The organism is Streptococcus sp. 5004 (genome assembly GCF_013276755.1).
Lineage (GTDB): Bacteria > Bacillota > Bacilli > Lactobacillales > Streptococcaceae > Streptococcus.
On the sequence record NZ_VMLP01000027.1, the window covers coordinates 1 to 25516 of the forward strand.

Genomic DNA, 25516 nt, shown 5'->3' on the forward strand with positions numbered 1-25516 from the left:
CTGCGAGGCTAGCGTTAGCTTCTGTACCTGTGTTAGGCAATTCTTTTTTACCATCAACGTATTTAGGTGTTGCTGGCATTTGAGGTTTAGCTGGCTGTTCAGGTATTGCTGGAGTTGCTGGCTCTACCGGTTGTGCTGGTTGAGTCGGTTCAACCGGTGTTGGAGTTGGCATCTCAACTTTGCGGAAGATATGTCTGATATTTCCATTTGAATCTGTGACAGTCTTCACATATTCGTAACCTGGAATTGTTCCCGGTTCTTTAGAACCTGGCTCAGTTGGTTTCAATGGATTTCCATTCTCATCAGTCCAAGTAGTTGTATTTTGCTTACTTGGATTTGGTTGAGGAACAGGTGAAGGTGTTGGAGCTGGTGGTGTTACTTTTTCATAAACATGAACAGTATCTCCATTTGACAGTTTCTTAGTCTCTACGAAGCGGTAGCCTGGAATGTCTTTCTTATCGACTGTTCCCGGTTCACTTGGATAGTTTGGAATCTCTTTGCCTTCTTTATCTTTGAAGAAGGTACTTACTTTTTCGTAGATGTGTTCTGTGTCTCCATTTGACAGTTTCTTAGTTTCTACGAATCTGTATTCTGGAATATCTTTCTTATCGACTGTGCCTGGTTCACTTGGATAGTTTGGAATTTCCTTACCTTCTTTGTCTTTGAAGAAGGTACTTACTTTTTCGTAGATGTGTTTTGTATTTCCTTTTTCATCAATTTCAGTTCTAACAACATTGTATCCTGGAATTTGTTCCGAAGGTTTAGTTCCATCTTTAGGTGGAAGTAAATCTGTTTCTTTGCCATCTTTTTCAATAACTACATATCTAGTATCTGGGCGAACAGTTGGAGTATAAGTTTCAGAAACTACTTTGCCATTGACGTCTTTCACTTGAACTGTTACTCCAGAAGTTTTCCCTACGAAATCTTTTTCTGGTGTAAATTCAACGACTCCATCCTTAAGTACATATGTTCCTTCTCCTGGAACTACAACTTCTTTCACTTCTTTACCAGTTTTATCAACTAATGTCAGAGTAGATTTATCAAGCTCAACTTCTTCATTACCTTTATTAAAGTTTACTGTTGTATTATCCTGATCTGGCGTATCAAATACTACAGGAGATGTTTGAACAGTTCCACGAGCTCCTTCAGTAGCCGATGAAGCACCTGTTGGGGTCACATCTGTTACCGTTGGGGTGTACATTGACTTAGTTGTGATAATTGCTGTAGTCTTATCATCAGAAGTTAAAATCGCTGATTCAACAACTGTCACAGGCGCCGGCGTTCCTACATAAGATGGGACTGGTACAAAGGTTACCTGACCTTTATCGTCTACTGTGTAGGTTCCAACATTCTCTACCACTACTTTACCATCATTATCTGCACCTTCCAATGCATAAGTGCGTGCTGTGATATGACTAGTATCAGAAATAGTATAAGTCAGAGCTTTCCCTTCATCTGTTGATTTTTGGGTATGACCTTGGATGTTTGTCGTTGCAACATCATTTCCTGCAGAGGTTACAGGATTTACTGTTGGAGTATAGGTTGTTTCAGAGGTGATTGTCGCCTGCGATTGATCTGCAGTCTCTAATCTATAAGTAACTTTTACTCCTACACTTGTCTTATTGGCATCACTTGATACATAGCTAGCTACGGGAACAAAGGTTACTTTACCAGTTGTATCAATTGTATAAGTACCAACACCATCTACAGTTTTAGTAGTTGAATCGTTATCCAAAGTATAAGTTGGAGTGACGGTAACACCCGTACCAGCTTCTGGAGCTGTGTAAATTGGCGTACCACTTTGAGTTGAACCTTGAGTTCCAGTAGACGTTGCAGGTTCAGCTGAAGCTTTAACAGGCGTGACGCTTGGAGTGTAGGTTGTTGTTGCTTCAGTTCCATTAGCATCAGTAATACTTACTGTTACAGCATGGGCTTCTCCAGTAAATGTAGCCAGCGGAGTAAAGGTAACAGCAATGGCTCCAGTTTCATCTTTAACAAGCTTATAAGTACCCTGATTCGCTACAGTAACACTACCGTCACCATTAACAGTTCCGTTTTCTGCACCTACTAGCTTCACAGATGTTTTATCTAGTTCGACTGATTTAGACTCACTATTTATAATCGCAGTTCCTTTTGCAAAGTTTACAGTTGTATCATCTGTGTCTGCTGCGTCAAATTTAATAGCAGAAGTTTGAGTTTCGCCTTGAATTCCAGTTGTCTTAGAAGATTCTGCACTTGGTTTCACTCCAACAATCTTAGGAGTATAGATTGTTGTTACTTCAGTTCCATTAGCATCAGCAATTTTCACGGTTACTGGAGTTACATTTCCTGTATAAGTGGCTACCGGGGTGAATTGAACATAAGACTTACCGTCTTCTTTTACGATAGAGTATGTTCCTTGACCAGCTACCGATACTTTACCTTCACCATCAGCTCCTACTAGAGTCAAAGTAGCTTCATTTAAATCAACAGATTTTTCAGTTCCATTTACAATCTCACTACCTTTGCTAAAGTTCAAGGTGTTTACATTTTCATCTTTGGCGTTAAGAACAACTTCAGATTTTTGAACAGCTCCCTGAATACCTGTAGTTGAAGCTTCGCTAGCAGTTGGGGTAACACCTAGAATGTTTGGTGTGTATTCACCACGTTTATCATTTTCTGGTTGCGTACCATTGTTATCTGAAACAACTACTTGGACAGCTTTTACCGCTCCAACATAAGCTTTATTGGTTGGTGTGAATGTCACAAGACCTGTTGACTTGTCAATACCGAAAGTTCCAATCTCATCACCAGCTTTAACATTACCATTATCTGCCGCAGCATAAGCTGGAGTTGTTGCGCCATCCGCTACTTCTGTACCTGTATTATCAAGAAGTTTATAGCTATCAGCCTTCAATGGGACTGTTTTTCTAGCTCCGTTTACTTCTGCAGAACCTGGGGTAAAGGTTGGTTTACCTGTTTGAATTTCCCCTTGAATATCTGTTGAAGATACCTTAGTTCCTTCTGGTTTCACTCCAATAACAGTTGGTGTGTAATCTGCCGTAGATGTTAATGGGTCAACTCCGTCTACTGTCAAGGTCAAAGTCACCTTAGCTGGATTTGGAGTTCCAACAAATGTTGGATTAGGAGTAAAGGTTACCTCACCCGTATCCGCATTAATTGCATAAGTACCTACAGTAGCTCCTGTATTATCTGTAGCATTTGTTGATTCTAAGCTATAAACTTTTGTACCATTTGTAGTAGAAGAAATCTTTGTTTTCTCTGCGTCATCAAAATTGAAGCTTGGAGTTCCTTTTTGAACTGCTCCTTGAATATCGCTAGTAGTTTCAGGCGTTCCTTCAATACCAGCTTTAACAGTAATGGTGTAGGTTGTAGTCGCTGTAGAAGTGTTCACTCCGTGATCAGTACCAGCAGTCGTATCCCCTACATTTGTTCCATCAACCAAGTTTGTATTACTATCTACAGCATTGACAGTAACACGATACACACCAACTTTTGTCAATTTAAGAGATGTTTCAGCTGGATAGTTGGCTGCGTCTCCAGATGTAGTCGATGCAAACACGGTGTTGCCATCTGGATCTGTAACAGTAATGCTTGTTACTTTTGTTTTATGACTTTCCTTGAATGCATCCTCTGCGTTACTTTCAGCCAACTTATTATCTTCAGCATCGCTGACACTCACCTTAGCACCAGTAGCAGCTGCAGGGCGGTCGATTAGGTTAACAGTTGTATTCAAGGTACTCTCGTAAGAATTCGAAGTAGCAGTTGGTTTCGAGTTGATGATAGTAGACGTACTAGTGTTTTCTGCCATAACTCCCTTAACAGTGCCAGTATAACCCGAACTAGTTTCAATTTTCCATGTGTCATCACCAGTCTTATTTGCTGTTACTGTAGACTTATCACTTGCTGTCCATTCATTACTATTTTTATCATAGGTAACAGTAATGTACATACCATTACCTATCTCAGTGTTCGCTGTGTCATCCTTGCTATAAGCTGTCTCAGTTAGAGTAACATCATTAACAGCCGTCACTTTGTTCGCATTGTTGTATGTTCTCTTATATTCGTACAAGTCAAACTTCATGGAGCCATCTGTTTGGGCACGGACTGAAACTTCTCGTTTGGTAATTGTATAATTACCATTGCCATCATTTGACTCTGTTCGCACCTCTGCATCAGAGGCTGCTAATTCATAACGACCTGATGTTGGATTGAGAGTTGCTGTATATTTCGTACCGTTTGTTGCAGAGTTCAACTCCACCTTGGTTCTCATGAGATTAGCCGTTACATCTTCAGTTTTAGCATATGCAGAAATCTTAGAAACCCCTGCTGTTGCCGTCGCTTCTGGTTTTACTGATAGAGAAAATTCAGTCCCTACCGTTCCAACTTCAGCCCCAACAGAAACCGCGGTATTCGTTGTTCCCTCTTGTACAACCCACTTGCCTGCTTTATTGGTTTTTAAAATAGTCTTGGAACCATCTGGTGTTGTAATTTCTGCATAGGTTGCCCCATTTGAAATCTCAACCTGTACGGTGCTGTCATAAGTGCTTATATTCTTTACCGTTACCTTAGGTGCGATGACAAAGGTCAATTCTCCACGACCTTCTTGTGTATCATAATTCCAACTTTGAGTAAAACCACTTGCTTGTTCTGTAAGGTTGTAATCTTTAGCGTAGGCAGTCACATGGTAAATCCCTGCCTTTGTTGGTGTTCCAGAAATCAGTCCCTTCCCATCATAGCCAACAGTTTTACCATCTTCAGCAATAGGAGTAGCCCCTGCGTTTGGTCTATAAGTCAAACCAGGAATGGCAGTATCCACCGTTGCCCCATTTGTTGAGATATTTCCTGAAATTCCAGAAGTCGCATTATTATTATATTCATTACGAACTTGAGTATCCGTACCATTAGCCAAAGTATAGGAAACCTTGGCTCTTTCAGTGGTTATACGGGAAGCAGATTCATCTTTGTAATGGATATCTACAGGTGCAATCGCTTCTCCGACGGTTCCCTTATAGACTTTATTATTACTTTCGATAATCGGAGCTGTCGTATCTTGCCAGCCAATCCAACCCCCACGTAAGTTCCGATAAAATGCACGTACACTTGCCTTGGTTTTGGTATTAGTATAAGTTACATAGGTTCGTGTATCATATACCCCGTTGGAACTACCTTCGAGAATCTTGCCTTCAATTGTGTCAGTGGCGGCATTATATTTTAACCCTTTAGGTAAGTTTGTCGGTGAAACATTTGAGATAGTCCAACCATCTGCCTTAGCTTTATCTGTTAGGTCAAAACGATCCTTAATTTTATTGATATAAACGCGGTCTTGACCTTGCTCATAGACATAGTGATAAATGTGGGTAGCTAGATACTCATATCCACCGTTAGCTTGATATTTTGAATTGTTACCACCCGAAATCGTCGAACCGTCTATACGTTTTTTATTTTTCCAAAAATCCGCCTCTACTGCCAAGTCTTCTGCTTGTTCCTTGGTTAAGGGATAATCCATACGTCCTTTATTATTGACTCCATTACCTGCGTTACCAGGATCTTTCTCTTCCCCTACACGTTGAGTAGAATAAACCACAGTTTCTAAAGTGCTAATATCCCCATTCCTTCGGTCAGTAGAAACATCTCCCCTTGTCGCTACAGTAGAAGTAAATGTATAGATATCCTCACCAGTATGATTCTCTTTTGTTGGAGAGCTAGCTTTAGCTGTGTAAGTCCCATCCCCATTTGGAGTTGAGATATAGTCACTGGCTGTTAGCAGCTGACTTCCCTCTTTCATCTCTTGACCATTGCGACTGTCACGACTACCTGAGTTTGAGCCTGTTACAAGGTTTACAAGGCTGTTGCGTACACGTTTTGCTTCTTGCACACGTTTTTCAAGTTCAGGGATTGTGATATTTGCATCCACAAGGCTTGATTTAATCAGTTGAAGAGTTGCTTTTGCACTTTCTATCACTACAGAATCTGTAGCCAACTTCTCTGCTTGCGGTAAGTAGCGAGCAAGGTCTTCTTGCACTGTTGCCAACTCTGCATTTGCTGCCTCAACTCGTTTTTCAGCTTCAGTTGCTGTTGGGGTAGCTGGTGTTGCTTCTACCTTATTTTCCACTGCAGCTGGTGTTTCTCCAAGAACTTTAGGCATACTTGCAATGATTGAAGCTTGTGAACGACTGGCTTTAGCGATTTTGTTCACTTCTAATTGACTTGCATTTTCTTTGGCAAGGATTCTTTTCGCTTCTTCCAGTACCTTCTCTGCATTTGCAATAGTAGATACCGGAACTTTAGTACGATTGATCTTGGACAAACGTAATTCCAACTCAGAGACTATATCCTTAAGACCAGCCTTATCTGCAACTGTTTCTGCAGAGGAGCTAGTTGCCACTGCTTCGGTATTCTCAGCGCTAGGTTGAGATGAGGCAGTATCTTCACCACCGTCCCTAGTTAGTACTGGCTCTGCACCATAAGTATTGGGTTTAGATGAGCTAGCACCTTGATTAGCACCCTCATCGCCTATGGTCGATGTTGGAGTAGCTGTTGAAGATGTTTCATTAACTCCTTCTACTTCTGTTGCTGATACCGCGCCAGCTCCGAGAAACATCAAACCAGCCGCAATCGCCACTGATGCTGCACCAAAGCTGTACTTACGAATACCGTAACGAATGTACTTCTCCGTTCTAAAATCTTGTTGACCTCTCTTCATGAGATTCAACCTCCTTTATGCATGTTTTTTAATATTGAATTGAAATATACAGACAAACAAAAAGCCCCCCCCCCCCTTAAATTTTTTAGCAATATTAAGAGGTTATCATTTTAAAAAGGGTTGCCTAATAATTATCAATATCGTTTAATATTGTATCATACGACTATTATTAATTCAAGTTTCATCTCCATATATTTATCGTTTCAATCCAATGTTGCCTTCGATACAATAGAACGTGCACAAGTTTCTAAACACTAACATAAATGTACTAGGATACGAAACTCCATTCTGAACAACTATTAGTATGAGTCTAGTAAAAGACTCAATTTTATAAGAAAAGGAAGTAAATATTTTCACGAAAAGCGCATATAATCAAGATTTTAAATACCCAATAGTATGCGATTTTCTAATTTTTAATACTTTGTATTCAGACTAACTCATTCCGTTTTCTTTATAGCTTGTTTCTATCTATTAACAAAAATGCATTGCCATAATCATACCGTAGAAACTTAACTCCTTTTATAAAAGCTGATAATATTTCCTTTCGCTTCCAGAGATTTCTATGAAAAAAAACGCCACATGGGCGTTTTCCTGTTCTTACGGTTTGATACGGTGCAACATACGTGGGAATGGGATAGCTTCACGGATATGTTTTGTTCCTGCTGCAAAGGTTACCATACGCTCGATACCGATACCAAATCCACCGTGTGGAACTGTACCGTATTTACGAAGGTCAAGGTAGAATTCATACTCTGTACGATCCATGCCAAGTTCATCCATCTTAGCAACTAATGCATCGTAGTCTTCCTCACGCATAGAACCACCGATGATTTCTCCGTAACCTTCTGGAGCAAGCAAGTCTGCACAAAGCACGCGCTCTGGATTTCCAGGAACTGGTTTCATGTAGAAGGCCTTGATGGCTGCTGGGTAGTTCATGACAAATGTTGGCACACCAAAGTGGTTTGAAATCCAAGTTTCATGTGGTGAACCAAAGTCATCTCCATGCTCAAGATGCTCGTAATCAGCGTCTTCATCATTTTCATGCTCTTGCAAGAGGTCAATAGCTTGATCGTAAGTGATACGTTTGAATGGCTCTGCAATGTAGCGTTTCAAGAGTTCTGTATCACGTTCCAAGGTTTCCAAGGCTTGAGGCGCACGGTCAAGAACACCTTGTAGAAGAGCTTTTACATAAGCTTCTTGCAAGTCAAGCGACTCATCATGTGTCAAGTATGAGTACTCTGCGTCCATCATCCAGAACTCAGTCAAGTGACGGCGCGTTTTTGATTTTTCAGCACGGAATACTGGACCAAAGTCAAAGACACGACCAAGTGCCATAGCACCAGCTTCTAGGTAAAGTTGACCTGATTGGCTCAAGTAGGCTGGCGTTCCGAAGTAGTCAGTTTCAAAGAGTTCTGTTGAATCTTCTGCTGCATTTCCTGAAAGAATTGGGCTGTCAAACTTCATGAAACCGTTCTTGTCAAAGAACTCATAAGTTGCATAGATAATAGCGTTACGGATTTGCATCACAGCCACTTGCTTACGAGAGCGTAGCCACAAGTGACGGTTGTCCATCAAGAAGTCTGTTCCGTGTTCTTTTGGTGTGATTGGGTAGTCTTGAGATTCACCGATCACTTCGATGTCTGTAATGTCCAACTCATAACCAAATTTAGAACGTTCGTCCTCTTTGACAATACCTGTCACATAAACAGAAGTTTCTTGGCTCAAGCGTTTGATGACATCAAACTTCTCAAGTCCCACTTCTTCACCATATTTTTCTACAAAGTTTGGTTTAAAGGCTACACCTTGAAAGAAGGCTGTTCCATCACGTAATTGCAAGAAGGCGATTTTCCCTTTTCCTGATTTGTTGGCAACCCAAGCGCCAATCGTCACTTCTTGACCAACATAGTCTTTTACATCAATAATCGTTACACGTTTTGTCATTATTTTTCCTTTTCTTTTTTATTCTTTATGGCAAACCACTTCTATATTGTTCCCATCTGGGTCAATCATAAAAGCAGCATAGTAAATCGGATGCTCACTGCGATAACCAGGAGCCCCATTGTCTCGCCCACCTGCCTCTATGCCAGCCTCATAACAAGCCTGAACCTCTTCCTTATTTTCTGCTAAAAAAGCAAAGTGAATAGGATCTTGTGTCCCCTGAGCCAGCCAAAAATCACCACCAGGATGAGGGCTATTTGGGGCATAAAAACTGATTAGAGAACTAGTCTTAAAAGCTAATTTATAACCCAAAGGAGCGAGAAAACTCCTATAAAATCCTTCTGAAATTTGTAAATCCTTTACCTTAATTTCAAAATGATCAATCATTCTCACTACCCATAAATGCTTTCAAGCGTTTAACTGCTTCTTTAAGCGTGTCTAGGTCTGTCGCATAGCTGAGGCGGACATTTTCTGGTGCTCCAAATCCTGCTCCTGTAATCAAGGCCAGACCAACTTCTTCAAGAATAGCTGTTGTAAAGTCTGTCACATCCGTATAGCCTTTCATCTCCATGGCTTTTTTAACATTTGGAAAGAGATAGAAGGCTCCTTGTGGCTTAACTACTTCAAAACCAGGGACCTCACATAATAGCGGATAAATGGTATTGAGACGTTCTTCAAATGCTTGACGCATAACTTCAACAGAATCCTGTGGTCCAGTTAGGGCTTCGATAGTTGCATATTGTGAAACAGCAGTTAGGTTAGAAGTTGTTTGACCTGTCAATTTGCTCATAGCAGCAATGATTTCTGGATCACCCACTGCATAACCTACCCGCCAACCTGTCATGGCATAAGCTTTTGATACACCGTTAATGACAATGGTTTGCTTGCGAATGGCTTCTGATAGACTAGATATTGGTACGAACTCATTCCCGTTATAGACCAAACGACCATAAATATCATCTGCTAAAATCAGAATGTCATGCTCAACTGCCCAATTTCCGATAGCCAAGAGTTCCTCGCGAGTGTAAATCATACCAGTCGGATTAGATGGCGAATTTAGCACCAAAACCTTGGTTTTGTCTGTGCGAGCTGCTTCCAACTGCTCTACGGTCACCTTAAAGTGATTGTCTTCCTTAGCTTGAACAAAAACTGGAATCCCTTCTGCCATCTTGACCTGATCTCCATAGCTGACCCAATATGGAGTTGGGATGATGACTTCATCACCTGGATTGACCACAGCCATAAAGAAAGTATAGAGTGAGAACTTAGCACCGGTAGCAAATGTGATTTCGTTGGCCGCTACGGAATAACCATAATAACGCTCAAAATAGGTATTGACTGCTGCTTTTAACTCAGGCAAACCTGAAGCTACCGTATAGAAAGAAGCACGTCCATCTCGAATGGCTGCAACAGCTGCATCTTGAATATTTTTGGGAGTATGGAAATCGGGCTGACCTAAAGTTAAGAAAAGTACATCTTTTCCTTCAGCCTTTAACTTCTTTGCTCTTGCATCACTAGCCAGAGTCACACTTTCTTCCATTTCTAAAACACGATTGGATAGTTTCATAGGCCCTCCTTATTGACCAATGCTCCTGTTTCAAAATCTACTAGATAAAAATCAGATCCTGACTTGACTTCCCAGATTGGTTTGTCTTGATAACGGCCAAAGGTAATTTTGTCAATCTCGCCAGCTCCTTTTTCCTTAGAAACGGCTTCCGCTTTTTCTTGTGAAACACCTTGATTTAGCTGATAAACGTAAATCTTATGGTCATCTTTTCCAATCAGGACAGCAAGTGCTTCTTGTTTTTTATTACGACCAAGAACGCTATAATAGGATTCCAAGCCATTGTATAAGTCAACCTGATCAGCCTGCTCTAATCCTGCATACTGCTGAGCTAATTTTTCTCCTTCACTTTTAGCTGTTTGATAAGGTTTCATACTCAGAAACACTAGATACAGAAAGGAAGCACTGATAACCACAAACAAAATCGTCATCCCTAGACCATACTGCCACAGTAGATTATTTTTTGCTTTGTTTTGTCTTTTTTTCACTCGTCTATTTTACCATCTATTAAGCTTTATTACAAGTGAATGCAAGAATACTCTTCGAAAACCTCTTCAAACCACGTCAGCGTCGCCTTACCGTACTCAAGTACAGCTTACGGCTAGCTTCCTAGTTTGCTCTTTGATTTTCATTGAGTATAAGCAACCAATTCTATTTCTTCCTTCAAAGCAAACTGATTTTTCTTAGTTAAAATCGAGTAAGAAAAGTAAAGACAGCTCCAAAATCAACCTATTAAAAAACCTGAGCTTGGCACTCAAGTTTTCAGAAATTATTTTAATCTAGGAAATAATTTTTTCATCCATTCTTTTAGCCAATTTTCCTAAAAAGATAGCCAGTAGAAGACTAATCATGACTAAAAAGAATCCTAGATAAAGAAATGTTACTACAAAGCCTAAATGGTCAATCAACCACCCTGTCAGTGGGAAGAAGACAATCATACTAAGGCTAAACATCATAGAGTAAACACTCAGCATGGTTGCCCTTACTTCACTTGGGAGCCGCTCTTGCAAATCATTGTCAAAAATAGGCTGAAAAAGAGCATATAGAGCATTACTAATCAAATAGACCAAAATATAGATTAGAGGTGTTCCAAAGTAGGACAGCAGGTAGGTAACTCCAGTCAGCAGGACGAGGACAGGGAAAAGTTTCAAGGCAGCATAGTTCTTTCCAATCTTACTCGCTAGATAGACTGCGACGATATTCAAGAGACTACCAAGTAGCATAACTGTTGAAATTTGCCAACTACTTAAATCTGGTAACTGATTTTGATAGTAAAAATAAAACATGCACATGAGTACTCCGACAATCTGAGACAAAATCATCCAGTTGAACAGCATGGGATTTCGCTCCAACTCTTCCTTAACAGTCCAAATAATCTGTCTCATAGTCACACTATCAGCTTTTTCTAGCTTGACACTAGGTTCTTTCAGCATCCAAATCAGGAAAAGAACTATGATAGAAGTCGCAATCATGATATAGTAGGTCAGGTGCAATTGACCATGGACAAAAAATCCCGCCAACACTGTCCCCAAAGACCGAGTTCCTTCTGCTACTCCTGACATAAAACTTGAAATAGATAAGTAACGCTCCTTTAGTCCAGCCTCTACAGCCGAGTCATAGACCATTGCTGCGCTTGTTCCCGAATCAAAATTATAAGACAAGGCACTCACCGCCATTGCTAGTGCATAAATCCAAAAATTTCCCTGCCCAACCAACATAAGAATAGAAGACACAATCCCTGCTATTCGGCTTAAATAAAGGTTGGTCTTATAGGAATAACGATCAGCCAACATTCCAGATGGAATTTCACAGAGAAGACTGGTCGCATGAAAGATACTCTCCAGAAGTCCAATCTGCCAAAGAGACATTCCGTTTTGACTGAGAAAGAGAATCCAAAAACTGGTAATCCCTAAAAATGCAAAAAACTCAACTCCGGCCATCAGGCCAATATTTTTCCGATAATTTCTTATTAACATCTTTTCTCCTTAACAAGTGTATTATTATTTCTTTTGTCCGTCACTTGTTAATCTGTTCCTTACATGATCTCCACCCCTTTTTAGAAGCATTCTTCAATGCCATTATTGTTCCTTTAATAATTTATGAAATGATACCGGAAAATAGCCCTTCTGCGCTTTCTATTGCTAGTTTTCTTGTTTATTTTAGCACTTATGCCATCATATTACAAGAGAATATAGGAATACTTCTATAAGATCAAAGTAAACCGAAACCTAAGTGAAACAGTTCTTACTTTTTCAATCACAAATGACTAGAATTTCAGCAATTTTATAATTTTCAAATAAACTCTGAGCAAATTTCTTGCAAGTCCTTTTGTTTTGTTGTAATATATTTTATAACAACGAGAGAATTCTCGGAAATTTAAGAAAAAGGAGACACATCATGTCTAAAAAAGTATTATTTATCGTCGGATCACTACGCCAAGGTTCTTTCAACCACCAAATGGCCCTCGAAGCTGAGAAAGCACTTGCTGGTAAAGCGGAAGTTAGCTACCTTGATTATTCAGCCCTTCCTCTCTTCAGCCAAGATTTGGAAGTTCCAACTCATCCAGCTGTAGCGGCTGCTCGTGAAGCGGTTCTCGCTGCTGATGCCATCTGGATTTTCTCTCCAGTCTACAACTTCTCTATCCCTGGAACAGTGAAGAACTTGCTTGACTGGCTATCTCGTGCCCTTGACTTGTCTGATACACGCGGCGCTTCTGCCCTTCAAGACAAGTTTGTCACAGTATCATCTGTAGCCAATGCAGGTCACGATCAACTCTTCGCTATCTACAAAGACCTCTTGCCATTTATCCGTACACAAGTCGTTGGTGATTTCACCGCTGCACGTGTTAATGACTCTGCTTGGGCAGACGGAAAATTGGTTCTTGAAGAAACAGTCCTAAACTCACTTAAAAAACAAGCTCAAGACTTGGTTAATGCGATCAAGTAACTAACATAATAAAAGCGAACAAGACTACTTTTCTGACACTCAGAAGACTAGCTTGTTCGCTTTTTTCTCATTTATAAACTAAAATAGCTGATGATACATATTGTCCAATACAAAATATCTGATTTCTATACTTCCTTAACAAAAACCAATTCCTGTGGCTGTGACAAATCTTCTCGGTAGTTAAATCCTGCAAATCTTAAGCGACGAGCTTCTTCCACCGTTTGTACTTGATTTTCTATCAAGGTTGTCAGGAAAGCACCACGCGCCTTCTTGGAAATGGTTGAGTGAATCTTCAGCTGACCACCCTTGTCCTCCATAAATTTGAAGGTCACCATCTTTTCTCTAATTTCCTTAGAAAATACAGTCTCAAATTCTGATGACAAGAGAGAGAAAATCACTTCTTCCTTCTTCAGAGCTTCATCATAAGCTGCCTTCCAATGGCTCTTCAAAGTCTTACCAGCGACTTTTAATTTCATCAAAAAGTCCAAACGGTGAGGTGCCATAGGTGACAAGGCTGGAACAACACCGTACAAGGCCGAGGTAATGAAGACATGATTTTCAAGATAGGCTTGTTCTGCCTCGGTCAGTTTGTCTCTCTTGATGTGACGGTACATAAGCCCATCAAAAAGTTTCAAGGCTGGGTAGTGTTGAGCAGTTTGCCTTTTCAAAGTTTGGATATGTTGAAATTCTTCCGCAGCCTTCTCAGCTGATACCTTGTAAAAACTCTCCAATTGACTAGCAGAATAGAGGGCCAAGGAATCAAGCACAGCCTGACTTTCTGGTTTTAAAGGAGTGGCTTCAATACTTGGCAAATCTGCATTCATTTCTTTTGCTGTTGGGATTAAAATTTTCATATTGATAGTGTAGCATATTTTTTAACCACAACCAAGAAATTCATCTGAAAAACCTCGGTTTGACCGAGGCTTCTCTATTTATTTTGGCCATCCTAACCAGACAGCCACGAGAACAAGGGCTAGCCCAGCTAAGCTTGTTAAGATAGATAAGAATTTATCTTTGTTCTCCTTGAACTGAGAAAAACCTATCTTCAAAGCAAGCAGTCCGAGTAGCATTGAAGCAAGCATCAAATAAAAACCCATTTCTTTGTCCTCCATTAGGCTTAATTTATTTTATTATAACATATATTTCTTAAATAAACCTTTTTTACTGTACTTTAAAGGTCTTGAGATAATTGTCTTTTCCTACTTGACCTTCGAAGGTTTTACCATTTTCAAGATAAGGAAGGTCATCAGATACAGAAGCCTTGACCTTGTAAATCTTGCCGTCAACTTTAAAGAAGTAGACGGTGTCTCCCTTGATAACAGCTGATTTGAGGTCTGCTACCACACCCTTGATGCTTTCTATTGTTGCATTATCAATCTCAAGGTCGTTTTTATTGGCGTACTTGCTGAGCAGCTCTTCCACTGTCGTAGCTACGATAACGTTTTGGTACTCGACTGCATCTACCAGGGCATACTCTTTGACCAAGCCAGCATTGTCCTTCAAGCCCATGATGTAGAGAGGCTTGTCATTGAGGTTGATGAGGATTGGGAAGGTTGCCTTGTAGGATTTCTCCTGAACAGCACCTTCTGCTGATTCACGGGCTGATTCTTCTGTCGCAGAAGCCAAGCTGTACTTAGTTATTTCCCCTGTCCGCATATTTTCAAGGATGAAACCAAGATTACTCTCATCTGCATTGGCCGATGTCACACCTGTGTAGAGATAGATGTCATTGCCGATAGATAAGTAATTATAGCCCTTGGTAGTCTGGGTCACGTTTTTCTTGGAAATCATAGCATTCCAGAAGCCGTCCTTGTACTTGCCGTTGTAGTTAATTTGCTCAATAGTTTCCTCAGCTGGATAGACCCTATCCACCCATTCTGGAACATCTGCCAAGCTGTATTCCTTGGTGTCTCCATTTGTGGCATCCAAGATAATGACTGAAACGGGACGAGGAACTGCAAGTCCAAATTGCTTTTGGTAAACCGTTGCTACATAGAAAGGGTTGCCCTCATCGTCTACCTCGAAAGATGGAGTCTTGAAGATTTTAGTTGGGTACTTCAAGCGCAGGTGACGTTTGACATCGCGGTTAAAATACTCTGAATCTGAATACTTGATTGGTGTCTTCAAGTCTACCAAGTCTGCATTCCCGGTTACCATGTCCACCTTGATATACTCGCCGATTCCCTTGGCTTGATTATTAAACCACTTGATAGGATCTGCGTATTCTAATGGTGTAACTCGATAAGGTTTCCCATCAATCGTCAATTGAGTATAGGTGTCTGCCGCTACGTACTGCGACACCTTATCCGTTAGGGAACCCAAGTAGCGGTCGCCAATTTTTTCAGCAGTACTTCTATCTAAGATAGGAACCTTACTGGTGTCAGTCTTAGGAAATTCAGTAAAGTCTTTTTCCGTAACCGTGACTACATTGGCATAATTTTTAGCCTGAAACATGCTGGAAGTCACCAAAGAAACCAAACCTGCTAAGAGAAGAATTCCTCCAATCGAAGCTAAAAGAACTTTCCCTAACCGATTGATTTTGAAACCCTCAAGATTTAAGGCAGCTTCCGCCTTGCCGTGGCGCACATGAACCGTTTTGACAAGGTTTATCCCCTTACCAAAGCCAAATAAGATTGCCACAACTAACAAATGCCCACAGAGGAAGAAGAGAAATTCCCAGCTGGTCAGGTTAAGGGGCGGTAAAAAGATATACCAGGTCGTTGCGATAAAAATAAGTTCAAAGATTATCCGTTTCATTTGCTTTCCTCCTAAATGATTCGTCCTTCCAAGTGATCCAGTTCATGCTGGCAGATCTGTGCTGGGAAACCTGTTAAAGTAATAGTCTGTTCCTGCCACTTGCTGTCACGATAGGCAACCCTTATGGTTTCATAGCGGGTCGTCGGTCGAACCCCAGCCAAGGACAAACATCCTTCCTCTGTCTCATAAGGTCCTTCAAAGGACAGGAGCACTGGGTTAAACATGACCACAGGAACCAAGCCCAGATTAAAGATAATCACGCGCTTCTTCACCCCAATCATATTGGCAGCCAGACCGACACAGGTCTCACGATTTGCTAAGAGTGTATCCTGCAAATCTCTGGCAAGATACAGATCATCCTGACTTGCCGGTTGAGATACCTGAGATAAAAACAAAATATCTTTTACAATTTTCTTTTCCACTTCCTCACACTCCTCTTGCTTTTTACTATATTATAGCAATTATAGCACAAAAGACAGCAACTGCAAGCCCTTTCCCTCAACTGTAGCAAAAAGCCATCCGAAGATGACTTTTTCTTTTTAAATCGCATTCTTGTCAAAGCCGAGTTTACGTTGGATAAACTTAACAATTTCGACGATGATAATCATTGAGAAGCTTCCAGCCATGACGATTCCCCATTGTGACAAGTCTAGTTTGGTTACGTGGAAGATTCCTTCAAGCGGTTCTACGACGATTGTTGCCATAAGAAGGATGAAGGATACCAAGATGGACCAGTTGAAGGTCTTAGACTTGAATGGACCAACTGTCAAGATGGATTGGTAAACAGATTTCACATTGTAGGCATGGAAGAGCTGAATCAAGCCAAGGGTTGCAAATGCCATAGTAAGGGCATCAGCATGAATGGCATGATTATCACCCACATGTACTGGATAAGCAAGGGCAAGGCCATAAACACTCATAACAAGGGCTGCTTGGAGTACACCTTGATAGATGATAGAACTCAAAACACCACCTGAGAAGAAGCTTGCCTTGCGTCCACGTGGTTTATGGGTCATAACACCTGGCTCCGCAGGTTCAACACCTAGAGCGATAGCTGGGAAGGTATCGGTTACCAGGTTGATCCACAAGAGATGAACTGGCTGCAAGACATCCCAACCAAACAAGGTTGATAGGAAGATAGTTAGTACTTCAGCAGTATTGGCAGAAAGTAGGTACTGAATAGTCTTTTGAATGTTTGAGAAGACCTTACGTCCTTCTTCCACTGCGACGATGATAGTCGCAAAGTTGTCGTCAGCAAGAATCATGTCTGAAGCCCCTTTAGAAACCTCTGTACCTGTGATTCCCATACCGATACCGATGTCTGCTGTTTTCAAAGCCGGAGCATCATTGACACCGTCACCTGTCATGGCAACGACTTTACCTTGTTTTTGCCAAGCCTTGACGATACGAACCTTGTGTTCTGGAGACACACGGGCATAAACAGAGTATTGACCAACTACTTTTTCAAAGTCTTCATCAGATAGTTCGTTGAGCTCAGCACCAGTTAAAACGTGGTCTTCGGTATCGTTTGCGTCAATAATTCCCAAACGTTTAGCAATAGCTTCTGCAGTGTCTTGATGGTCACCCGTAATCATGATTGGACGAATTCCCGCTTCCTTAGCCACACGAACAGCCTCAGCAGCTTCAGGACGTTCAGGGTCAATCATCCCAATCAAACCAGTAAAGATTAAATCATTTTCAAGCTCTTCAGAAGTGAGATTTTCTGGAATGCTATCGATAATCTTATAGGCACCTGCTAGGACACGCAAGGCTTGGTGGGCCATTTCAGAGTTGTTTGTGTGAATGAGGTTTGTAACCTTCTCATCAATCGGAGCAATATCCCCAGCCTTATCACGAAGAAGACAACGTTTCAAGAGTTGGTCTGGCGCACCTTTAACAGCTACGAGGAAGCGTCCATCTGCAAGTGGATGAACTGTTGACATGAGCTTACGTTCAGAATCAAATGGCAACTCAGCCACACGAGGATATTTCTCTAAGAAACCTTTGACATCGTAGCCCTTGTCCAAGACATACTGGATGAAGGCTGTTTCAGTAGGGTCACCAATCAAGTTTCCTTCTACATCAATTTTAGTATCATTTGCCAAGACAACTGAACGAAGCAGGGGCATTTCAAGACCTAGTTCAATGTCATCAGCTGAGTCATGTAGAACCGCATCGTAGAAGACTTTTTCGACGGTCATCTTGTTCATAGTAAGCGTACCAGTCTTGTCAGAAGCGATGATTTCTGTTGAACCAAGAGTTTCTACAGCTGGCAACTTACGAACGATAGAGTTTCGTTTAGCCAAAACTTGAGTACCAAGGGCAAGAACGATAGTTACGATAGCAGGAAGCCCTTCTGGGATAGCTGCAACGGCAAGGGCAACAGAGGTCATCAACTCACCAAGTGGACTTTTCCCTTGAATGAAGACACCCACTACAAAAGTAACAAGGGCAATAACCAAGATAGCATAGGTCAAGACCTTAGAAAGATTGTTCAAGTTTTGTTTGAGTGGTGTATCTGTCTCATCAGCGTCTTGAAGCATACCCGCGATATGACCAACCTCAGTATACATCCCTGTATTGACAACAATACCCATCCCACGACCATAGGTCACGTTAGAGTTTTGGAAGGCCATGTTGACACGGTCACCAATACCAGCATCTGCAGCAAGTTCAACTGTCAAGTCTTTTTCGACTGGCACAGACTCACCTGTAAGAGCTGCTTCTTCAATTTTAAGAGAGTTAGCTTCTAGCAAACGTAAATCTGCTGGTACCACATCACCTGCTTCAAGAGCAACAATATCTCCTGGAACCAATTCTTTAGAGTCAATCTCAGCCATGTGCCCATCACGAAGAACACGGGCTGCTGGACTAGACATGGATTTGAGGGCTTCGATAGCTTCTTCTGCTTTTCCTTCTTGGTAAACACCAAAGGCAGCATTGATGATAACCACGGCTAGAATGATAATGGCATCTGCGATATCTTCCCCACCAGAAGTCACGACTGACAAAATAGCTGCCGCAACTAAAATGATAATCATCAAATCCTTAAACTGCTCGATAAATTTGACCAGTATTGATCGTTTCTCGCCTTCTTCGAGTTCATTGTGGCCAAATTCTGCAAGGCGCTTTTCCGCCTCACTTGATGACAAACCTTTCTCGGTCGCATCTACAGCATTCAAGACCTCTTCAGGACTCTGAGTGTAAAACGCTTGGCGTTTTTGTTCTTTTGACATGTGTCTCCTCCTTGACATTGTGTGCAAAACAGACTCTCTTTCTGTCATATCTTTTCACGACAAACAAAAAGAGACCTGTTAATCATAACAAGTCTCGCTGTTTAAGATAGTGCCGGAAAGCATACTTTTCAGTATAAAATTCGGAATGACGACACTATCACAGGTTTCTGCCAGCTACTCCCTTGAGTAGTACTATTATACCAAATTTTGAAAAGTTTTCAAAGAGTAAAAACTGCCTTATTTGAATTTTCCCTTGAAAACCAGTATAATGGTAGAATGCTATGTGACTAGAAAGGAAGTTGAATGAAGCAATCTATCTCAAATCTCAAGTTAGCTGAGCGTGGGGCCATTATCAGCATTTCAACCTATTTGATCTTGTCTGCAGCCAAATTAGCAACTGGGCACCTCCTCCATTCATCCAGTTTGGTGGCTGATGGTTTTAACAACGTGTCGGACATCATTGGAAATGTGGCCCTCTTGATTGGAATCCGGATGGCACGCCAGCCTGCTGACCGAGACCACCGTTTTGGCCACTGGAAGATTGAAGATTTGGCTAGCTTGGTCACTTCTATCATCATGTTTTATGTTGGCTTTGATGTACTAAGGGATACCATTCAAAAGATTCTCAGTCGTGAAGAAACAGTCATTGACCCTCTGGGTGCAACTCTAGGAATCATTTCTGCAGCGATTATGTTTCTAGTTTATCTCTACAATACTCGCCTCAGTAAGAAATCCAACTCCAAGGCGCTAAAGGCTGCTGCTAAGGACAATCTTTCTGACGCTGTTACTTCACTTGGTACTACTATTGCTATCCTAGCTAGCAGTTTCAATTATCCCATTGTGGATAAACTGGTTGCTATCATCATCACTTTCTTTATCTTGAAGACTGCCTATGATATCTTCATCGAGTCTTCCTTTAGTCTTTCAGATGGTTTTGACGACCGTTTGCTTGAGGATTATCAAAAGGCCATCATGGAAATTCCCAAAATCAGCAAGGTTAAGTCGCAAAGAGGTCGCACCTACGGTAGCAACATCTACCTGGATATTACGCTAGAGATGAACCCTGACCTGTCTGTTTTTGAAAGCCATGAAATTGCGGATCAGGTCGAGTCTATGCTGGAGGAACGTTTTGGCGTCTTTGATACCGATGTCCATATCGAGCCAGCACCTATCCCTGAAGATGAAATTTTAGACAATGTCTATAAAAAATTGCTTATGCGTGAACAATTGATTGATCAGGGAAATCAACTGGAAGAACTCTTGGCTGACGATTTTGTCTATATTCGTCAAGATGGAGAACAGTTGAATAAAGAGGTCTATAAAGCAGAAAAAGACTTGAATTCAGCTATCAAGGACATCCAAATCACTTCCATCAGTCAAAAGACCAAACTCATCTGCTATGAGTTAGATGGTATCGTCCATACCAGTATCTGGCGCCGCCACGAAACCTGGCAAAATATCTTTCATCAAGAAACCAAAAAAGAATAGAGACATCCTGTCATGAGACGGGATTTTTCTATTCTTTTAGCTATCAAAGTCACTTAGATATTCATAGCGTTCGTATTTTTCAAGGAGTGCTTCGTTTTTCTCATCTAGTTCTTTTTGAAGAGTAGCTAGTTTGCCAAAATCAGAGCCATTGGTCTGCATCTCCTCTTCAATCGCAGCGATACGATTTTCCAAGGCTTCAATATCACCTTCAATGCTTGCCCACTCCTGCTTTTCTTGGTAGGTCATGCGTTTCTTGTCTTCACGAACCTTGACCACTTTTTCCTTTTCGGCCTTTTGCACTTGATTGGCCATCTCTGTTTCAAAGACTTTTTCATCAAGATAGTCGGTGTAATGACCAAAGAAAGGACGAATCTTGCCATCCTCAAAAGCGAGAATCTTAGTCGCTACCTTATCCAAGAAATAGCGGTCGTGACTAACAGTCAAAACTGGACCAGCAAAGCCTTGTAAGAAATTCTCCAAAACTGTAAGAGTAGCAATATCCAAATCATTGGTCGGCTCGTCCAAGAGAAGAACATTTGGTTTTTCCAAGAGCAATTTGAGGAGATAAAGACGTTTTTTCTCTCCCCCAGACAATTTCTCAATCAAGGTTCCATGTGTCGAACGTGGGAAGAGGAACTGCTCCAGCAACTCTGCAATCGAAGTCGTAGAACCACCGCTGGTCCTGACCTCTTCTGCCACTTCCTGCAGGTAATTGATCACACGCTTGCTTTCATCCAAGCCCTCAATTTGTTGAGAGAAATAGGCGATGCGAACAGTTTCCCCAATCACAACTTGTCCTGCTGTCGGCTCAAGAATGCCTGCAATCAAGTTAAGGAGAGTTGATTTCCCAACACCGTTGTCCCCAACGATTCCGATACGGTCTTTAGCCTGTACCAAGAGATTAAAATCTTGCAAAATGGGCTTGTTTTCATAGGCAAAGGAAACATCCTGAAACTCGATGACTTTCTTCCCAATCCGACTGGTTTCAAAGTTCATGGTCAAGTCTGTCTCAGCACTACTGCCTGAAACTTCCTTTTTCAAGTCATGGAAGCGATTGATACGAGCCTGCTGCTTGGTCGCACGCGCCTGCGGTTGTCTGCGCATCCAGGCCAATTCTTGCTTATAAAGTTGTTCCTTTTTGTGGAGAAGAGCCGCATCGCGCTCGTCCTGTTCTGCCTTAAGGCGAACATAGTCCTGATAATTTCCCTGATATTCGGTCAAGCCTGCTCGGTCCAACTCGAAAATCCGTGTTGACAAAGCGTCTAGGAAATAACGATCGTGGGTAATAAAAAGGACGGTCTTCTTGGAATTTTTCAAAAAGAGGGTCAGCCACTCGATGGTCGCAATGTCCAGATGGTTGGTCGGCTCATCCAAAAGCAAGAGGTCGTGATTGCCAAGTAAAACTTGCGCCAACTGGACCCGTCTTCTTAGACCACCTGACAATTCTCCAACTGGAGTGGATAAGTCTTGAATCCCCAGCTTGCTAAGAACCGTCTTGACCTGACTCTCAATTTCCCAAGCTTGAAGAGAGTCCATTTCTGCCATGACACGTTCCAAACGGGCCTGCTTGTCCTCACTATAGTTGAGCATAATCAACTCATACTCACGAATGAGCTGGATTTCCTTGAGATCGCTGGAGAGGACCGTATCCAAGACTGTCTTTCTATCATCAAAATCAGGATCTTGGGTCAAGTAACCAATCTGGTAATCATTCTTAGCCGAAAAGGGACTGACGTCACCATCAAAGCCAGAAACACCAGAAAGAACATCTAAAAGGGTGGTCTTCCCCGTTCCATTGACACCAATCAGACCAATTCTGTCTAGGTCATGGATAATAAAGGAAATATCCTTAAAAACGGTCTTGTCACCAACGGATTTACTTAGTTTTTCAACGATAAAATCACTCATTTTTTCTCCCTCAGATAAGCATGGATGGCTTGACGGTCATTTTCCAATTCTCCATCGACAATGGCATACTCAATCTCTGTTAAAATCTCTCCCAAGTCTGGTCCCGGCTGATAGCCATATTCCTTGATCAAAATACCACCGTTGATTTGGATTTCTTTCTTGTCATGAATGGTCAAACTCTGATAGGTTTCTGTGATGGCTTGTGGGTTGACTTCTTTTCCTTGGGCCTGACGAAGATTTTCAGCCTGTAAAAGTAAATCCAAGTCAAAGCGATAACAATCGCGCTTGCTCAACTCTCCCTTTTCACGCAAGGCCAAAATAGTCAGCAAATCCTGTACTTGCTTGGCAAACTGACGTGAGGTCTTCCAAGCTTTCAAAAATGGCTGCGCATTTTCAATCTCCAAAGCCGACAGTAGAGCCGACCAAGCTTGTTCAGAGGATTCAAAGGTAAAATCGGTCTCTAATTCAAATAGTCTGTTGATCTTGTCCTGGCTAGCTGCCATATCAGGGAGATAATCATAAGCTTGACTCTCAATCATGGAAGCCAAGCCCCTTCTCCAAAACGGAGACAGCAAGAGTTTATCAAACTCAACGAAGGTACGCTCTACAGAAATTTTCTCCAAAAGCGGTGTCAAGGTCTTCATAGCTTTAAATGTTTCTGACTCAAGTTCAAAGCCAAGGCTGGCCTGAAAACGGAAACCACGCATAATGCGCAGAGCATCTTCGTTGAAACGCTCACTAGCCACTCCAACTGCCCGCAAGACTTGCTTTTCCAAATCGTCTAAGCCATGGAACAAGTCTATGATTTCTCCTGTCTCATCCAAGGCAAAGGCGTTGACTGTGAAATCACGACGCTGGAGGTCTTCCTCTAACGAACGCACAAAGGAAACCGCACTTGGTCTACGATAGTCCACATAGACATCCTCTGTCCGAAAGGTGGTTACCTCATACTCCTCATCCCCATCTAAAACCAAGACAGTTCCATGATCGATTCCGATATCGGCTGTTCGCGGAAAAATCTGCTTGGTTTCTTCTGGATAAGAAGACGTCGCAATATCCACATCATGGATAGGGCGATTGAGAAGGGCATCTCGAACAGAACCCCCAACAAAATAGGCTTCAAAGCCTGCTTCTTTAATTTTTTCTAATACTGGTAAAGCCTTCTGAAATTCAGAAGGCATTTGCGTTAATCTCATAATAAGTGTTCTAATCCATAGACAAGCTCATGACGCTTGACAACTTCTTTAATTCCCAAATTGACCCCTGTCATGAAGGAGCTGCGATCATAGGAGTCATGACGGAGGGTCAATCCTTCTCCTTGATTGCCAAAGATGACTTCCTGATGAGCTACCAAGCCTGGCAAACGCACTGAGTGAATACGCATGCCATCAAAGTCAGCACCACGGGCACCTGCAATCAATTCTTCCTCATCAGGCGCGCCTTGCTGAATAGACTCTCGAACCTCTGCCATCAACTCAGCTGTTTTAATGGCTGTTCCACTCGGAGCATCCTTTTTCTTGTCATGATGGAGCTCGATAATCTCCACATGTGGGAAATATTTAGCTGCCTGCGTCGCAAATTGCATGAGCAAGACAGCACCCAAGGCAAAGTTAGGGGCGATCAAGCCACCCAAGTCTTGGGCACGAGAAATTTCTTTTAGCTCTGCAATTTCTTCACTAGTAAAGCCTGTCGTTCCAACTACTGGAGCAAAGCCATTTTCAAGAGCAAAACGTGTATTTTCGTAGGCAACAATTGGAGTAGTAAAATCTACCCAGACATCCGCTTCAAAGTCTGCTAAATCAACCTTATCCTTGAAAACAGGAATACCCTGCCATTCTGACTCAGACTCAAAAGGATCCAAAACTGCTACCAAGTCCAATTCTGGATCAGCCAAGACCATCTGACAAGCAGCTTGGCCCATCTTTCCCTTAAAACCAGCAATAATTACTCGAATACTCATCTCTACTCCTGTCTAAGATACAAAGGACGTTGGCTGCCCATGAAAAATAGGGAATGGCGCTGACTTTCCACGAAAGGCAAGACAGGCATCTTTTTTCAAGAGGCAGGTAGTCCGTGTTCAATTGCTAAAATACAAGCCATCTTAACTAGTCTAGAAGTGCCAACTAAATCACTGGAATATAACCCAAGGCAATACTTCCTGCTCCTAGGTGGGTTCCAATGACACTACCAAATGTAGCAAGTGAAACATCTGAACTCAATCCAGATTCAATCAAGTGCTGACGCAATTCCTCAGCCTTTTCAGGAGCATTCCCATGAATGACAATGACACGATATTGCCCTGAAGCTGTTTCTTCCTTGATAATCTCAATTAAGCGCTTGGTTGCTTTCTTTTCCGTACGAACTTTTTCGTAAACTTCAATCACACCTTGGTCATTGAAATAGAGGATTGGCTTAATGCTAAGCAAATTGCCCAAAATAGCAGCACCATTTGAAAGACGTCCACCTTTGACCAAGTGGTCCAAATCATCTACCATGATAAAGGCTGACGTACGACTGATTTGAATGGCTAGCTTATCCTGAATGCTGGCAAAATCATCGCCCTGGTCTCGCCAGTTAAAGACGCTTTCAACCATGATACCCAGAGGAGCACTTGTAATCAAAGTGTCTGGAAAGGCAATAGTTAAACCTTCATAGTCATCCACCATATACTGGATATTTTGGTAAAAACCTGAAATTCCAGAAGATAGGAAAAGCCCCAAGGCATGGGTATAGCCTTGTTCTTTGAGCGAAGTTAAGATTTCATCTAACTTGGCAATGCTTGGTTGACTGGTCTTAGGCAATTCAGAAGCCTGAGCCATTTTTTGGTAAAATTCCTCAGCAGTCAGATTGATACCTTCGACATACTCCTCACCATCAATATTGACAGGAATATCCAAGACAAACAAGTCTTCTCTTTGCAAGGTCTCTGCACTGAGATAGGCAGAGGAATCTGTAATAACAGCTAGTTTCATA

General features: G+C 41.7%; 17 protein-coding genes. 2 read left to right on the forward strand and 15 right to left on the reverse strand.

What is annotated here, in order from left to right; all coding sequences use genetic code 11:
• From HT685_RS08740 to HT685_RS08765, 6 genes are all read right to left on the reverse strand, one after another.
• Nucleotides 1–6706: YSIRK-type signal peptide-containing protein (locus HT685_RS08740; RefSeq protein WP_173279013.1), on the reverse strand; the 6706-nt coding region annotated here is incomplete at its 3' end.
• 597 nt (nt 6707–7303) lie between these two features.
• On the reverse strand, nt 7304–8650 hold the full coding sequence (asnS, locus tag HT685_RS08745; protein ID WP_173226802.1) for an asparagine--tRNA ligase: 1347 nt from the start codon (nt 8648–8650) through the stop codon (nt 7304–7306).
• A gap of 15 nt (nt 8651–8665) precedes the next feature.
• Entirely contained in the window at nt 8666–9031 is a 366-nt protein-coding gene (locus HT685_RS08750; protein WP_173226769.1) for a VOC family protein, read from the reverse strand.
• A complete protein-coding gene (locus HT685_RS08755) occupies nt 9024–10211 on the reverse strand; it encodes a pyridoxal phosphate-dependent aminotransferase (protein WP_173226771.1) in 1188 nt (395 codons plus the stop codon). The genes HT685_RS08750 and HT685_RS08755 overlap by 8 nt, the downstream gene beginning before the upstream one ends.
• The gene (locus HT685_RS08760; RefSeq protein WP_049512551.1) at nt 10208–10696 is read right to left on the reverse strand and encodes a DUF5590 domain-containing protein; all 489 of its coding nucleotides are present in this window, start codon (nt 10694–10696) and stop codon (nt 10208–10210) included. Before HT685_RS08760 ends, HT685_RS08755 begins: the two co-directional genes overlap by 4 nt.
• Nucleotides 10697–10987: 291 nt before the next feature.
• Nucleotides 10988–12184: an MFS transporter gene (locus HT685_RS08765; RefSeq protein ID WP_173226773.1), complete on the reverse strand. Its 1197-nt coding sequence runs from the start codon at nt 12182–12184 to the stop codon at nt 10988–10990.
• Between the two features lie 421 nt (nt 12185–12605).
• Here HT685_RS08765 and HT685_RS08770 point away from each other — a divergent pair, with 421 nt between their 5' ends.
• Nucleotides 12606–13154 (forward strand): NADPH-dependent FMN reductase, encoded by a 549-nt coding sequence (locus HT685_RS08770; protein WP_173226775.1) that lies wholly within the window; start codon nt 12606–12608, stop codon nt 13152–13154.
• A gap of 125 nt (nt 13155–13279) precedes the next feature.
• Here HT685_RS08770 and yaaA read toward each other — a convergent pair whose 3' ends face one another.
• The 5 genes from yaaA to HT685_RS08795 all read right to left on the reverse strand — a co-directional run bounded on the left by yaaA (nt 13280) and on the right by HT685_RS08795 (nt 19147).
• Entirely contained in the window at nt 13280–14008 is a 729-nt protein-coding gene (yaaA, locus tag HT685_RS08775) for a peroxide stress protein YaaA (RefSeq protein ID WP_173226777.1), read from the reverse strand.
• 78 nt (nt 14009–14086) lie between these two features.
• The gene (locus HT685_RS08780; RefSeq protein ID WP_057487076.1) at nt 14087–14251 is read right to left on the reverse strand and encodes a YczI family protein; all 165 of its coding nucleotides are present in this window, start codon (nt 14249–14251) and stop codon (nt 14087–14089) included.
• A gap of 64 nt (nt 14252–14315) precedes the next feature.
• A complete protein-coding gene (locus HT685_RS08785) occupies nt 14316–15911 on the reverse strand; it encodes a hypothetical protein (protein WP_173251765.1) in 1596 nt (531 codons plus the stop codon).
• Nucleotides 15912–15922: 11 nt separating this feature from the next.
• The gene (locus tag HT685_RS08790; RefSeq protein WP_173226779.1) at nt 15923–16333 is read right to left on the reverse strand and encodes a peptide deformylase; all 411 of its coding nucleotides are present in this window, start codon (nt 16331–16333) and stop codon (nt 15923–15925) included.
• A gap of 117 nt (nt 16334–16450) precedes the next feature.
• Nucleotides 16451–19147: a cation-transporting P-type ATPase gene (locus HT685_RS08795; protein ID WP_173226780.1), complete on the reverse strand. Its 2697-nt coding sequence runs from the start codon at nt 19145–19147 to the stop codon at nt 16451–16453.
• Between the two features lie 303 nt (nt 19148–19450).
• On the opposite strand from HT685_RS08795, the gene mntE reads away from it, so the two are divergent.
• Nucleotides 19451–20635 carry a CDF family manganese efflux transporter MntE gene (mntE, locus tag HT685_RS08800; RefSeq protein WP_173226782.1) on the forward strand — a complete coding sequence of 395 codons (1185 nt, stop codon included), beginning with the start codon at nt 19451–19453 and terminating at the stop codon, nt 20633–20635.
• A gap of 36 nt (nt 20636–20671) precedes the next feature.
• Here the strand turns inward: mntE and HT685_RS08805 are convergent, their stop codons facing one another.
• The 4 genes from HT685_RS08805 to HT685_RS08820 form a co-directional block, all read right to left on the reverse strand.
• Nucleotides 20672–22543 (reverse strand): ABC-F family ATP-binding cassette domain-containing protein, encoded by a 1872-nt coding sequence (locus tag HT685_RS08805; protein ID WP_173226784.1) that lies wholly within the window; start codon nt 22541–22543, stop codon nt 20672–20674.
• A complete protein-coding gene (locus HT685_RS08810) occupies nt 22540–23739 on the reverse strand; it encodes a CCA tRNA nucleotidyltransferase (RefSeq protein ID WP_345789541.1) in 1200 nt (399 codons plus the stop codon). The genes HT685_RS08805 and HT685_RS08810 overlap by 4 nt, the downstream gene beginning before the upstream one ends.
• Nucleotides 23736–24503: a 4-hydroxy-tetrahydrodipicolinate reductase gene (gene dapB / locus HT685_RS08815; RefSeq protein WP_173226786.1), complete on the reverse strand. Its 768-nt coding sequence runs from the start codon at nt 24501–24503 to the stop codon at nt 23736–23738. Before dapB ends, HT685_RS08810 begins: the two co-directional genes overlap by 4 nt.
• A gap of 163 nt (nt 24504–24666) precedes the next feature.
• Nucleotides 24667–25515 carry a DegV family protein gene (locus tag HT685_RS08820; protein WP_173226788.1) on the reverse strand — a complete coding sequence of 283 codons (849 nt, stop codon included), beginning with the start codon at nt 25513–25515 and terminating at the stop codon, nt 24667–24669.
• Between the last annotated feature and the right edge of the window lies 1 nt (nt 25516).

What these genes read in the sequence shown, in the direction of transcription:
- HT685_RS08750 (WP_173226769.1), bottom strand. Translation starts at nt 9,031, where the DNA reads ATGATTGATCATTTTGAAATTAAGGTAAAGGATTTACAAATTTCAGAA.
- HT685_RS08755 (WP_173226771.1), bottom strand. Translation starts at nt 10,211, where the DNA reads ATGAAACTATCCAATCGTGTTTTAGAAATGGAAGAAAGTGTGACTCTG.
- HT685_RS08765 (WP_173226773.1), bottom strand. Translation starts at nt 12,184, where the DNA reads ATGTTAATAAGAAATTATCGGAAAAATATTGGCCTGATGGCCGGAGTT.
- HT685_RS08770 (WP_173226775.1), top strand. Translation starts at nt 12,606, where the DNA reads ATGTCTAAAAAAGTATTATTTATCGTCGGATCACTACGCCAAGGTTCT.
- yaaA (WP_173226777.1), bottom strand. Translation starts at nt 14,008, where the DNA reads ATGAAAATTTTAATCCCAACAGCAAAAGAAATGAATGCAGATTTGCCA.
- HT685_RS08780 (WP_057487076.1), bottom strand. Translation starts at nt 14,251, where the DNA reads ATGGGTTTTTATTTGATGCTTGCTTCAATGCTACTCGGACTGCTTGCT.
- HT685_RS08785 (WP_173251765.1), bottom strand. Translation starts at nt 15,911, where the DNA reads ATGAAACGGATAATCTTTGAACTTATTTTTATCGCAACGACCTGGTAT.
- HT685_RS08795 (WP_173226780.1), bottom strand. Translation starts at nt 19,147, where the DNA reads ATGTCAAAAGAACAAAAACGCCAAGCGTTTTACACTCAGAGTCCTGAA.
- mntE (WP_173226782.1), top strand. Translation starts at nt 19,451, where the DNA reads ATGAAGCAATCTATCTCAAATCTCAAGTTAGCTGAGCGTGGGGCCATT.
- HT685_RS08805 (WP_173226784.1), bottom strand. Translation starts at nt 22,543, where the DNA reads ATGAGTGATTTTATCGTTGAAAAACTAAGTAAATCCGTTGGTGACAAG.
- HT685_RS08810 (WP_345789541.1), bottom strand. Translation starts at nt 23,739, where the DNA reads ATGAGATTAACGCAAATGCCTTCTGAATTTCAGAAGGCTTTACCAGTA.
- dapB (WP_173226786.1), bottom strand. Translation starts at nt 24,503, where the DNA reads ATGAGTATTCGAGTAATTATTGCTGGTTTTAAGGGAAAGATGGGCCAA.
- HT685_RS08820 (WP_173226788.1), bottom strand. Translation starts at nt 25,515, where the DNA reads ATGAAACTAGCTGTTATTACAGATTCCTCTGCCTATCTCAGTGCAGAG.